A 12,321-nucleotide genomic window follows, 5' to 3' on the forward strand; every position below is an offset into this window, starting at 1 on the left:
AAATTAACAATTGTCAAATCCGCGTCGTCTCTGGGCAGAAAGCGTGCTTCAAAGGGCCAAAACGGCAAGGGTAACGCCTCACAAAGGTGAAGAATCCTCGCTGACAAATAACTTTCAGATTTCCACCCCAAGCCCGCTGAATTGCGGAGCTCTAAAACAGCCAATTTCGAGAACTTCCATAATTTTTTTTCACACCCCCCTTTAAAGCACTGCGCTTTTTTGCTTTGCTACTGACATCAACACGGCGTTCAACCACGGCTCCATTTTGGAGGCGCGGAAATATTGCTGTGAGCATAATAATTGCGTTCGGGAAATTTGGGGTGAGTATGGCAGACTCTCTAGGAGCTGCTGTTCGCTATGACGGCGTTCAGAAAAGTTATGATGGGGAAACGCTGGTTGTAAAAAACCTGAATCTGGATATCCCACCCGGCGAGTTTCTCACCATGCTTGGCCCTTCGGGCTCCGGAAAAACCACCTGCCTGATGATGCTCGCTGGTTTTGAGCCGGCGACACATGGTGAGATTTATCTGAACGACAGGCCGATCAACAACGTCCCGCCGCACAAGCGCGGAATCGGCATGGTCTTTCAGAACTACGCCCTTTTCCCGCATATGACGGTGGCCGAGAATCTGGCGTTTCCGCTTCAGGTTCGCAAGATTGGCAAGTCCGAACAGCAGGAGAAGGTCCAGCGGGCGCTTGAAATGGTCGAGCTTGGTTCTTTCGGGAACCGCCGTCCGGCTCAGCTCTCCGGCGGTCAGCAGCAGCGTGTGGCGGTTGCCCGCGCGCTGGTGTTCGAACCCGACCTCATCCTGATGGATGAGCCACTTGGTGCGCTCGACAAGCAGCTGCGCGAGCAGATGCAGTATGAGATCAAGCACATTCACGAAAACCTCGGCGTCACGGTTGTCTACGTGACCCACGATCAGACCGAAGCCCTGACGATGTCGGACCGGGTCGCCGTCTTCAACGACGGTGTGATCCAGCAGCTGTCCACTCCGGATTCTCTCTACGAAGATCCGCAGAATTCCTTCGTTGCCCAGTTCATCGGCGAGAACAACAAGCTCAACGGAAAAGTCATTGACGTTTCCGGCAGCGAATGCCTCGTCGAGCTGCAGGACGGGACCAAGCTGAAGGCGGACAAGGTCAACGTCACCAACATCGGCGATCAAACCACCATCTCTCTTCGCCCGGAACGGGTCGAATTCGATCCAGCGACCGATATGGACAATCTGGTCAAGGGCAAGATCGAGGAACTGATTTATCTCGGCGATCACATCCGGGTTCGGATGAATGTTGCCGGGAACGACGAATTCGTCGTGAAAGTAAGAAATCGCGGCGAGAAGCGGAGCCTGAAGAACGGGGACATCGTCCCCATCGGTTGGGCCCGCAATGACTGCAAGGCGCTCGACGCCGTTGTATGACCAAATTCATCGGCGCGGCCTCAGGGCCGCGACCGGAATTCAGATGGGTTCCCACCCGTCTAGACCAGAAAGAGGGAAATACCAGATGAAGCTCAAGACAGCTATTCTGGCCACTTCTGCTATCGCCATGATGAGCGGTACAGCGGTCGCCAAAGACATGACCATCGTCTCCTGGGGCGGCGCGTATCAGTCTTCTCAGAAGAAGGCCTATGCCGAGCCTTATGCTGCGGATCATTCCGACATCAATATTATCTGGGATGAGTCTTCGAACGAGGCTGTTGCCAAGCTGCGCGCCATGAACGAAGCCGGCAACATCACCTGGGATCTTGTTGACGTTGTGGCTTCCGATGCCATCCGTCTGTGTGACGAAGGCCTCGCGCTGGAAATCGATCCGGATGAAGACCTGGCAGCCGCTCCGGACGGAACGTCTGCTGCAGACGATTTCGGCGACCTGCTGGTCTCCGAGTGCTTCATTCCGCAGATCGTTTACTCCACCACGTTCGGTTACCGCTCTGACATTGAAGCCTGGAATGGTAAAGAGCCGGAAACTGTTTGTGATGTCTTCGACACGGAAACATTCCCGGGCAAGCGCTCCCTCGAGAAGCGTCCGATCAACAACATGGAATGGGCTCTTCTTTGCGACGGCGTCGCCAAGGATGAAGTCTATGACGTGCTGGAGACCGAAGAAGGCCAGGAACGCGCTTTCGCCAAGCTCGACACCATCAAGGACGACGTGATCTGGTGGTCTGCTGGTGCGGAAACTCCTCAGCTCCTCGCCGACAAGGAAGTCGTTATTGGCTCCACATACAACGGCCGTCTGTTCTCTCTGATCGAAGAGCAGGACCAGCCGGTTAAGATGTTGTGGGACGCGCAGGTCTTTGACCTTGACGGCTGGATCATCCCGGCTGGTCTTCCGGAAGATCGTCTGGCAGCGGTTAAGGACTTCGTGAAGTTCGCAACCGACACACAGCGTCTTGCGGATCAGGCCAAGTACATCTCCTACGGCCCGGCACGTGCGTCTTCCGCACCGCTCGTCGGCAAGCATGCCGATCTCGGCATCGAGATGGCGCCGCATATGCCAACCGATCCGGCAAACGCCAAGAACACCTTCCTGTACAACTACGAATGGTGGGCCGATTACCGTGACGACCTGGACGCAAAGTTCCAGGCATGGCTTTCCCAGTAAGCTGAGCGCTTTTTGTCGGGCGGGGATTATTCCCCGCCCGATGCCCTGTAATTTTGGAAAGACCTACATTCATGAGTGAGACCGCTGATCAGCTCCTTACGACCAAGGACGGGAAGCCACTCAAGGCGGCCCTCGCTAAAGCGCTTCGCCGCGATAAACTTCGTGCCCTTGCGCTGATCGCTCCCCTATTGATTTTCGTTCTCCTGACCTTTGTCGCACCGATTGTCGACATGCTCTTCCGGTCGGTCGAGAATGACATTGTCTCCGAAACGCTGCCGCGCACCGTCATCGAATTGCAAGACTGGGATGCTGAGAGCGGCGTTGTCCCGGGAGACGCGACCTACAATGCCCTGCACTACGATCTGATGATCGCTGCAGAAAAAAAGAAGCACACTCAGCTTGGCACACGTCTGAACTATGAGGAAACCGGCATTTCATCGGCTTTCCGCAAGACAGGCCGACGCGTCGACGATTTCGGTGAAGGTTATACCGATCAGTTCGTTGCTCTGAACGAAGCATGGGAAGCTCCGGCAACCTGGGTTGATCTTCTCGCCTCCCCGGACTGGGTGAAATCCCAGGCCACATGGGCCGCAGGCGATCAGAAAGCCACGGCGGAGCCGAGTTTCGTTATCAACGATACGGCACGCAAGGCCCTGCCTCAGACATCAGAAATCTACGGTGCCTTTGCCAGGACTATTCAGGTCGAAGATCAGGACAGCCCGACTGAGGAAGAACCGTGGAATGCGGTCTATTCCGCACTCTATGAGGATCTGACAGCCAACCCGGCGGCTGCAGACGCCTTTTCTGGCGCGAATGAAGCACTGTTGAGCGAAGCCGCCGCCGCTGTTGCGACCTTCACGCCAGTCGACATCAAGGCGCTGTTCGTCAAGGCTGACAAGGATTGGGGCGAGCCCTCGATCTGGCAGACCATCAAGACCTTTGCCCCGGCTTATACCAGTGGTTACTTTCTCAATTCCGTCGATGCCCAGCTGACAGCTGATGGCGTTCAGATGAAGCCGGAAGACGAGCGGATTTATCTGTTCCTTTTCGGACGCACGCTGATGCTGTCGATGGCCATCACCATCTCCTGCCTGCTGCTGGGTTACCCGATTGCATTCCTTTTGGCCCACCTGCCGCTGCGCACGTCCAACCTGCTGATGATCCTGGTGCTCCTGCCCTTCTGGACATCATTGTTGGTGCGGACATCGGCTTGGAAGGTTCTGCTGCAGCAACAAGGGGTCATCAACGACTTCCTGGTCTGGATAGGCGTCATCAGCGACGCCGGACGACTGGTGATGATCAACAACCAGACAGGCACCATCATCGCCATGACGCACATCCTGCTGCCGTTCATGATCCTGCCGCTGTTTTCGGTGATGAAGACCATCTCTCCAAACTATGTCCGGGCCGCAAAGAGCCTCGGCGCCACCAACTGGACAGCCTTCTGGCGGGTTTACTTCCCGCAGTCGGTTCCAGGCATCGGCGCCGGCGCGGTTCTCGCCTTCATTTTGTCGATCGGCTACTACATCACTCCGGAGCTTGTCGGTGGCACCTCCGGTATCTTCATCTCGAACCGGATCGCCTATCATATCTCCAGTTCCCTGAACTGGGGTCTGGCTGCTGCCCTTGGCACCATGCTGCTGGCAGCCGTGATGATCCTGTTCCTCGTCTATGACCGCATCGTCGGCATCGACAATGTGAAACTCGGATAAGAGGACAAACCCATGAGCTCTTTGCCCCCTTATGCCTCAACGGGTCAGCGCGTCTGGCACTACAGTTATCTTGCCATCTGCGCGGCGATCTTCTTTTTCCTGATCTTCCCGATCATCGTGATCCTGCCGCTCAGCTTCAACGCGGAGAACTTCTTCACGTTCACGCCGGCCATGCTGGCGCTGGATCCGGAAGGTTATTCGCTGAAGCATTATTATGACTTCTTCACCAACCCGGACTGGCAACAAGCTCTGAAGAATTCAGTGATGATTGCCCCCGTGGCAACCATTCTGGCAACGTCTTTCGGAACCTTGGCTGCCATCGGCCTGTCCCAGTCGCATGTGCCCTACAAGCCGGCGATCATGGCAGTGCTTATTTCGCCGATGATTGTGCCGCTGATCATCTCGGCTGCCGGCATGTACTTCTTCTATTCCCGCATCGGCCTTCAGGGCACATATTGGGGTGTTGTGATGGCCCATGCGGCCCTGGGCACACCGTTCGTGATCATCACGGTGACGGCGACCCTGGTCGGGTTTGATCGCAGTCTTGTGCGTGCGGCTGCCAATCTGGGCGCCAACCCGGTTACAACCTTCTTCAAGATCCAGATGCCGCTGATCGTCCCCGGTGTCGTATCGGGTGCTCTTTTCGCCTTCATCACTTCCTTTGATGAAGTGGTTGTGGTCCTGTTCCTCGGTTCGGCAGCCCAGAAGACACTGCCGTGGCAGATGTTCACCGGCTTGCGGGAGCAGATCTCGCCGACGATCTTGGCAGTTGCCTCGCTGATGGTGGCCATCTCCATCGTGCTTCTGACCATTCTGGAGTTGCTGCGCCGTCGCTCCGAGCGTTTGCGTGGTCTTTCCCCGGGCTAAGCTCGATCCTTTCGTTCCCACTTTGGTGGGCGGTGACGGAACGCCAGTCACCGGGAGCAGACCGCAAGAGCGGTTTGATGACGAAACCCAAAATCAAATCATGGCCTGGCGGGCCGGCTTCTTTTCAAGAGGCCGGCCCGTTTTGCGTTTCAAGGCCTCATTGACCCAAGAAAGGAGTTTGAAATGACTGAAGAACGACTTCGCATTTATGAAATGAACAATGGCGAAAAAGCCTTCTCACCGTTCTCATCAACCGAGATGGACAGCCGTCAGACAAAGCTTCGGCAGCTGATGAGCGCCCGAGACATCGATGCCTGCCTTTTCACGTCCTATCACGGCATCTGCTATTACTCCGGCTTCGTCTATTGCTCGTTTGGCCGCAAGTATGGCTTTGTTGTCACCCAGGACAAGGCCACGACGATTGCTGCAGGCATCGACGGTGGCCAGCCTTGGCGCCGCACCCATGGCGACGCTCTGATCTATACGGACTGGCGCCGCGACAACTTCCTCCACGCCGTCCAGACACTGCTATCTCAGGGGAAAAGCAGGGTTCTGCGCGTCGGCATCGAATTCGATCACGTCACACTGGACATGATGAAGCTTTTGAAAGATGCCCTGCCCGACGTGGAGCTGGTCGACATCGCGCACGACGCCATGGCCCAACGTACCATCAAGAGCGCCGAGGAGCACAAGCTCATCCGCGAAAGCGCCCGCATCGCCGATCTGGGTGGCACCGCCGTTGCAGAAGCCGTCGCAGCAGGTGTGGGAGAACACGAAGTCGCGCTGGCCTCAACTCAGACGATGATCCGTGAGATTGCCCGCAGCTTTCCTTCGGTTGAACTGATGGACACCTGGACCTGGTTCCAGTCCGGCATCAACACGGATGGCGCCCACAACCCGGTCACCAACCGCAAGATTGAGGCTGGTAACATTCTGAGCCTCAACTGCTTTCCGATGATCTTCGGCTACTACACGGCTCTGGAGCGGACCATGTTCTGCGAACATGCCTCCGATGCGCATCTTCGGATGTGGCAGATCAATTGCGACGTTCATGAAGCCGGCCTTGAGCTCATCAAGCCGGGTGCTCGGTGCTGCGACATTGCGCTGGAACTGAACGAGATCTACCGCAGCCATGACCTGCTCCAATATCGCAGCTTCGGCTACGGTCATTCCTTTGGCGTGCTAAGCCACTATTACGGGCGCGAGGCCTCAGTCGAATTGCGCGAAGACGTCGAGACGGCTCTGGAACCCGGCATGGTTGTCTCCATGGAGCCGATGATCATGATCCCGGAGGGACAACCCGGCGCTGGCGGCTACCGCGAGCACGACATTCTGATCGTTGAGGCGACGGGTGCAGAGAACATCACCGGTTACCCTTACGGCCCGGAGCACAACATCATCCCGGCACGCTGATGACCTGCCTGAGGCTCCGGAAAATTCCGGAGCCTCAGGCAGAATTGCAAAAACTATCTCCAGAGATTGCCTAAAAGCTGATCACTCCGCCCCACGAAGACAGACAGGAATCAATTAGGATTCAGAGCACATTTCGCAGCGGTGACCGGTCAAAACGACCAGAAATTCAGAGGTGCCTTTGGAAGTCGTCGTCTTCACCGACCTGGATGGCACATTGCTCGACCACGCAGACTATGCGTGGGATGCCGCGTGGCCTGCCCTGCAGCGGCTCAAGCAACTCAAAATTCCGCTCGTTCTTGCCAGCAGCAAGACTGCAGCCGAAATCATACCGCTTCATCAACAACTTGACCTCGCCCCAGCGCCCGCCATCGTTGAAAATGGCGCAGGGATATACCGGCCCGATGCAGGCATCGACACCACACCCAGCGACTACCAGAGGCTTCGTGAAAGGCTGTCCAAGATTGATCCCGGTCTGCGAGCCCACTTCACCGGTTTCGGCGACATGACACCTTTCGAGATCGCAGCAGCAACAGGGCTTTCCTTGCAGCAAGCCGTACGCGCAGGAAACAGACAATTTACTGAACCTGGGGTTTGGGCTGGATCCGAAAGTGCGTTGGCTGGTTTTATCGAGAACCTGGACGCCCAGGGCATCAAGGCACGCTTTGGAGGCCGGTTTCTGACGCTGTCCTTTGGACGCACCAAGGCGATGGCGATGGCGGAGGTTCTGAAAGATCTCAAAGCAGACATCACGATTGCACTTGGCGATGCGCCCAATGATCGCGAAATGCTGGAGGCGGCGACCTACGGAGTGATTGTCCGCAACACCAAGGCAAAACCACTCCCCCAGCTAAGGGGCGAGCAAGCAGGCCAGATCAGACGAACTGCAGAAGAAGGCCCGAAAGGCTGGAACACCGCAGTTTCCCGGCTATTAGGGGAACTCGGACTGGACAGGGAACAGGATACCCATGGCTGACTTTCATCAGAACGGCAACATTGCCCAGTTCCACAACTTGCGCACGCGGCCCATCGAAGAACTGATCTACGAACTTGAAACCTTCGCCCAGACCCGCAAGATTACGCTCATCCTGCCCGCACTCTACTCGGAGCTGGAAGGACCTGCTCTTTCCAACATCATCGCCGAGTTGTCGAAGGTCAGCTACCTGCACCGGATCATCATCGGGCTGGACCGGGCGACGGAAGAGCAATACCGCAAGGCGCAGTCCTTCTTCATGGATCTGCCCCAGGACCATGTGGTGCTGTGGAACGACTCGCCGCGCATGAAGGCCTTTGAAGCCAAAATGCGGGATCTTGGTTTCACCGACATCGAACTCGGCAAGGGCAAGAACGTCTGGACCTGCATCGGCTATCTGATAGCCTGCGCCGATAGCTCCGTCATGGCGATCCACGACTGCGACATCCTCACCTACAACCGGGAAATGCTGGCACGGCTGGTCTATCCGGTGGCCAACCCCAGCTTTCCCTATCAGCTTTCCAAGGGCTTCTATCCTCGCGTTGGCGGCGGAAAGCTCAACGGTCGCGTCACCCGTCTTCTGGTCAGTCCATTACTGATCGCCTTGAAGAAAGTCATCGGCGACCGCGATTACATCGACTACCTGCGCGCTTTCCGCTACCCACTTTCCGGCGAGTTTGCCCTGCGTGTTCAAACCCTGCCCGACCTGAGAATTCCGTCGGACTGGGGTCTGGAGATCGGCGTACTGTCGGAGGCATGGCGCAACATGGGGCCGAATTCCGTCTGCCAGGTCGAGATCGCCGACACCTATGACCACAAGCATCAGGATGTCAGCCGCGAAGAAGCCAGCGCCGGGCTCAATCGCATGTCGACCGACATCTGCAAATCGATCTTCCGCAAGTTGGCGGCAGATGGCACCGTCTTCACCCCCAACATCTTCCGCACGCTCAAGGCGACCTACTATCGCCGCGCGCTGGATTTGCTGGAAGTCTATGCGGCTGATGCCAAGATGAACGGTCTCAATATTGACCGCCATGCCGAAGAACAGACCATCGAGCTGTTTGCGGAAAACATCATGCGGGCCGGCCAGATCTTCCTGGACACACCGCATGAGACGCCGTTCATCGCCAACTGGAACCGGGTGAACGCAGCAGATCCCAACCTGCTCAGCGATCTGAAATCGCTTGTGGCAGCCGATGAGCGCGAGTTCGCGCCAGTGCCTTTTGCGACGGCCTGACTAAGACGACCGAGCCGCGTCACGATCAGAAACAGTTGATCCAGCCGGAAGGGGTCTACCCTTCCGGCTGTTTTTTGCGATATGCAAAGAGCCAAACTAGGGAAGAACACCAAGAAGGCACTCCATGTCCCATCCGCTCGATCAGAACGATCCGCTTGCCGTCAAGCGCCAGGCTTTCCAGGTCCCGGACGGGGTCATTTATCTGGACGGGAATTCTCTCGGCGTCCTGCCGGCCCATGTTCCGGCGCGACTACAACAGGTTGTTGCGCAAGAGTGGGGCAACAGCCTGATCCGCGGATGGAACGACCACGGCTGGTTTGATCTTCCCGCAAAAGTCGGCAACCGGATCGCCCGCCTGATCGGCGCAGAAGAGAACACGGTCGTCGCCGCAGACAGTACCTCGATCAACGTCTTCAAGGTCCTTGCCGCAGCATTACAGCTGCGCCCTGATCGCAAGATCATTCTTTCCGACAACGGCAACTTCCCGACCGACCTCTATATGGCCCAGGGCCTGCGCGACCTGCTGGACCGTGGCCACGAGCTTCATGTCGTCTCACCAGATGAGGTCGAAGCCAATATCACCGACGAAATCGCAGTGATGATGCTGACGGAAGTCGACTACCGCACCGGCCGCCGCTACGACATGAGCGCCCTGACAGAAAAGGCTCATGCGTCTGGTGCCCTCGCCTTTTGGGACCTTGCCCATTCCGCCGGAGCATTCCCCGTCGACCTGGCCGGCGCAAAGGCCGATTTCGCCGTCGGATGCGGTTATAAATATCTCAATGGTGGACCAGGTGCCCCGGCGTTTCTTTACGTCGCGCCGAAGCATCAGGACCAGATCACGCCCCCGCTGACGGGCTGGATGGGACATGACGCGCCTTTTGCCTTCGATCTCGATTATCGCCCGGGCACCGGCATCGACCGCATGCGCGTTGGCACGCCACCGATCCTGGCCCTGTCGGCTCTCGATGCCGCACTCGATGTCTTTGATGACGTCAGCATGAATGACATCCGGACAAAGTCCCTGTCACTTTGCGAGTTGTTTCTAAGTGAAGTCGAGGCCCGCTGCCCGAACCTTGAGCTCGCCAGTCCGCGTGATCCCAATGTCAGAGGCAGCCAGATCTCCTTCCGGTTCAAGGAAGGCTATGCCCTGATGCAGGCGCTGATCGCAAAGGGTGTCATCGGCGATTTCCGTGCGCCCGATGTTGTCCGGTTCGGCTTCACACCACTCTATCTGTCCCATGCCGATGTGATGCGCGCTGTCGATATCATGGAGGAGATCCTGCGTGACCGCCTGTGGGATAGCGAAGAGTACAAGACCCGCCAGAAGGTGACGTAAGCCATGGCGCTGATCGACATTACCCCAACTGTGCGGGCAGGCATGGCAGTGTTTCCCGGAGACGCTGCCTGCACAATCAAACAGACCTTCGCCATTGGCCCGGAATGCCCGGTCAATGTGACTGCCTTCTCCATGTCGACCCATTGCGGGGCACATGCCGACGCGCCGCTGCATTATGATGCGCAAGGAAAGTCCATCGACCAGCTGGATCTCGAAGACTTCATCGGTCCCGCCCGCGTGGTCGATGCAAGGGGGACCGGGCCTCAGTGTCATCCGGAGGACATTGCGACCCAGCTGGAAAATGCACCGCCACGGCTTCTCCTGCGTCTGGAAGATAAACTTGACCCGATGGTATGGCCGAAAGACTTTCGAACCCTCGCACCGGAAACTGTCGAGTTTATCGCCGCACGAGGTGTCCGGTTAATCGGCGTTGATGTGCCTTCTGTTGACTCTGCAACATCAAAAGAACTGCCAGCGCATATGAAGTGCCGACAGTTTGACCTGCGAATCCTCGAAAATCTGGTTCTAAGTGACGTTACGCCTGGTGATTATGACTTGATCGCTTTGCCAATGAAGCTAGAAGGGTTGGATGCGGCACCGGTGCGGGCGGTCCTGCGAACTCTCGATAGCGCACGCACATAAAAGAATAACAGCAGACCGGTCGCCTTCAATAAGGCCAACGGCAAGGAGCTTCGATGCTGGAGCTGGATCAGCTCGTAATGGATTTCAGCGGCTTTCGGGCCGTGAATGGTTGCAGTTTCAAGGTTGAGAAGGGCAGCATCACCGGCTTGATCGGTCCGAACGGAGCTGGCAAGACCACCTTGTTCAACCTGATCGCTGGCGCCCTGAAACCAACCAGTGGGTGCATCCGTTTTCTCGATCAGAACGTCACCGGACTGTCGAGCGACGCACTGTTCCACCGAGGGCTGGTCCGGACCTTCCAGATCCCCCATGAGTTTGCACGGCTGACCACGCTGGAAAACCTGATGATGGTTCCACCGCAGCAGGCTGGTGAAAATCTGTTCGCCAACTGGCTATCGTGGGGCAAGGTCAAGACCGGTGAAGCCCTGGTCGAAAAGAAGGCGTGGGAGACGCTTGAGTTTCTCGAGCTGACCCATGTCGCGAACGAGCGTGCCGGCAACCTGTCCGGTGGCCAGAAGAAGCTGCTGGAACTCGGTCGCACCATGATGACCGACGCGAAGCTGGTGTTGCTGGATGAACCTGCTGCCGGGGTAAACCGCACCCTGCTGCGCAAGCTGGAAGAGAAGATCCAGATCCTCAATCGCGATCGCGGCTACACCTTCATTCTCATTGAGCACGACATGGAAATGATCGAAAAGCTCTGCCATCCGGTGGTCTGCATGGCCGAAGGCGCCGTTCTGATCCAGGGCGACTTCCAGACCGTGCGCTCGGACAGCCGCGTGCTCGAAGCCTATCTCGGTGAAACCACAGGAGATGCCGCATGACCTCGCTTCTGAGACTGCAAGGCGTCACCGGTGGTTATGGCGACGCCGATATTCTCCAGGACGTCACCCTGCATGTCGACGACAAGGAAATCGTCGTCATCGTCGGTCCGAATGGCGCGGGAAAGTCGACGGCCATGAAAGCCGTGTTCGGCATGCTGAACGTGCGCGCCGGTTCCATAGTCTTTGATGGCGACACCATCACCAAATGGGCGACCGACCGCATTGTCCAGCGCGGCATTTCCTACGTGCCACAGGTCGACAACATCTTCCGCGAGATGTCGATCCACGAGAACCTGGAAATGGGCGCCTTTCTGAAGAAGGGCGACCTTTCTGCAGCCTACGACCGGGTCTACAGCCTGTTCCCCGATCTAAAAGAGCGGCGCAAGACGGCAGCAGGCACCTTATCCGGTGGCCAACGCCAGATGGTGGCCATGGGCCGCGCCCTGATGCTCAACCCCAAGCTACTTCTGCTCGATGAGCCGACAGCTGGTCTATCACCCCGCTACATGGAACAGATCTTCCAGATCTGTCGCGATGTGCGCGACACCGACGTGGCGATCCTGCTGGTGGAACAACACGCGAAACAGGCCCTCGCCTTTGCCGACCGGGGTTACGTTCTGGCTGCTGGTCAGAACCGGCACGAAGGCAGTGGCGCCGATCTCCTTGCCGACCGTGAGGTCGCCGAAATGTTTCTCGGCGGGTAAGGAATA

The 12,321-nt window shown here is 57.3% G+C and carries 11 protein-coding genes; all 11 read left to right on the forward strand.

From position 1 onward, the window contains the following. The first annotated feature begins 326 nt into the window (after nt 1–326). The 11 genes from J0X15_RS02670 to J0X15_RS02720 all read left to right on the forward strand — a co-directional run bounded on the left by J0X15_RS02670 (nt 327) and on the right by J0X15_RS02720 (nt 12,315). Entirely contained in the window at nt 327–1,421 is a 1,095-nt protein-coding gene (locus J0X15_RS02670) for an ABC transporter ATP-binding protein (RefSeq protein WP_206937991.1), read from the forward strand. Between the two features lie 85 nt (nt 1,422–1,506). Then, nucleotides 1,507–2,607 carry an extracellular solute-binding protein gene (locus J0X15_RS02675; RefSeq protein ID WP_206937993.1) on the forward strand — a complete coding sequence of 367 codons (1,101 nt, stop codon included), beginning with the start codon at nt 1,507–1,509 and terminating at the stop codon, nt 2,605–2,607. A gap of 71 nt (nt 2,608–2,678) precedes the next feature. Beyond that, nucleotides 2,679–4,319: an ABC transporter permease gene (locus J0X15_RS20100; protein WP_206937994.1), complete on the forward strand. Its 1,641-nt coding sequence runs from the start codon at nt 2,679–2,681 to the stop codon at nt 4,317–4,319. A 12-nt stretch (nt 4,320–4,331) separates the two neighbouring features. Continuing rightward, on the forward strand, nt 4,332–5,186 hold the full coding sequence (locus tag J0X15_RS02685) for an ABC transporter permease (RefSeq protein WP_206937995.1): 855 nt from the start codon (nt 4,332–4,334) through the stop codon (nt 5,184–5,186). 183 nt (nt 5,187–5,369) lie between these two features. Then, on the forward strand, nt 5,370–6,599 hold the full coding sequence (locus J0X15_RS02690; RefSeq protein ID WP_206937996.1) for an aminopeptidase P family protein: 1,230 nt from the start codon (nt 5,370–5,372) through the stop codon (nt 6,597–6,599). Between the two features lie 172 nt (nt 6,600–6,771). Next, a complete protein-coding gene (locus tag J0X15_RS02695; RefSeq protein WP_209015010.1) occupies nt 6,772–7,572 on the forward strand; it encodes an HAD-IIB family hydrolase in 801 nt (266 codons plus the stop codon). Then, nucleotides 7,565–8,806 (forward strand): glycosyltransferase family protein, encoded by a 1,242-nt coding sequence (locus J0X15_RS02700; protein ID WP_206937997.1) that lies wholly within the window; start codon nt 7,565–7,567, stop codon nt 8,804–8,806. Before J0X15_RS02695 ends, J0X15_RS02700 begins: the two co-directional genes overlap by 8 nt. Nucleotides 8,807–8,930: 124 nt before the next feature. Then, nucleotides 8,931–10,145, forward strand: coding sequence for a kynureninase (gene kynU, locus J0X15_RS02705; RefSeq protein WP_206937998.1), 1,215 nt, complete (start codon nt 8,931–8,933; stop codon nt 10,143–10,145). Between the two features lie 3 nt (nt 10,146–10,148). Next, nucleotides 10,149–10,787: an arylformamidase gene (gene kynB / locus J0X15_RS02710; RefSeq protein ID WP_206937999.1), complete on the forward strand. Its 639-nt coding sequence runs from the start codon at nt 10,149–10,151 to the stop codon at nt 10,785–10,787. Nucleotides 10,788–10,840: 53 nt separating this feature from the next. After that, entirely contained in the window at nt 10,841–11,611 is a 771-nt protein-coding gene (locus tag J0X15_RS02715) for an ABC transporter ATP-binding protein (protein ID WP_206938000.1), read from the forward strand. Continuing rightward, nucleotides 11,608–12,315, forward strand: coding sequence for an ABC transporter ATP-binding protein (locus tag J0X15_RS02720; protein ID WP_206938001.1), 708 nt, complete (start codon nt 11,608–11,610; stop codon nt 12,313–12,315). Before J0X15_RS02715 ends, J0X15_RS02720 begins: the two co-directional genes overlap by 4 nt. Nucleotides 12,316–12,321: the final 6 nt, after the last annotated feature.

Source organism: Roseibium limicola (assembly GCF_017313085.1).
GTDB classification, from domain to species: Bacteria; Pseudomonadota; Alphaproteobacteria; order Rhizobiales; family Stappiaceae; genus Roseibium; species Roseibium limicola.

Excerpts from the sequence above, each read along its gene's own strand:
- J0X15_RS02670 (WP_206937991.1), top strand. The coding sequence starts at position 327 with ATGGCAGACTCTCTAGGAGCTGCTGTTCGCTATGACGGCGTTCAGAAA.
- J0X15_RS02675 (WP_206937993.1), top strand. The coding sequence starts at position 1,507 with ATGAAGCTCAAGACAGCTATTCTGGCCACTTCTGCTATCGCCATGATG.
- J0X15_RS20100 (WP_206937994.1), top strand. The coding sequence starts at position 2,679 with ATGAGTGAGACCGCTGATCAGCTCCTTACGACCAAGGACGGGAAGCCA.
- J0X15_RS02685 (WP_206937995.1), top strand. The coding sequence starts at position 4,332 with ATGAGCTCTTTGCCCCCTTATGCCTCAACGGGTCAGCGCGTCTGGCAC.
- J0X15_RS02690 (WP_206937996.1), top strand. The coding sequence starts at position 5,370 with ATGACTGAAGAACGACTTCGCATTTATGAAATGAACAATGGCGAAAAA.
- J0X15_RS02700 (WP_206937997.1), top strand. The coding sequence starts at position 7,565 with ATGGCTGACTTTCATCAGAACGGCAACATTGCCCAGTTCCACAACTTG.
- kynU (WP_206937998.1), top strand. The coding sequence starts at position 8,931 with ATGTCCCATCCGCTCGATCAGAACGATCCGCTTGCCGTCAAGCGCCAG.
- kynB (WP_206937999.1), top strand. The coding sequence starts at position 10,149 with ATGGCGCTGATCGACATTACCCCAACTGTGCGGGCAGGCATGGCAGTG.
- J0X15_RS02715 (WP_206938000.1), top strand. The coding sequence starts at position 10,841 with ATGCTGGAGCTGGATCAGCTCGTAATGGATTTCAGCGGCTTTCGGGCC.
- J0X15_RS02720 (WP_206938001.1), top strand. The coding sequence starts at position 11,608 with ATGACCTCGCTTCTGAGACTGCAAGGCGTCACCGGTGGTTATGGCGAC.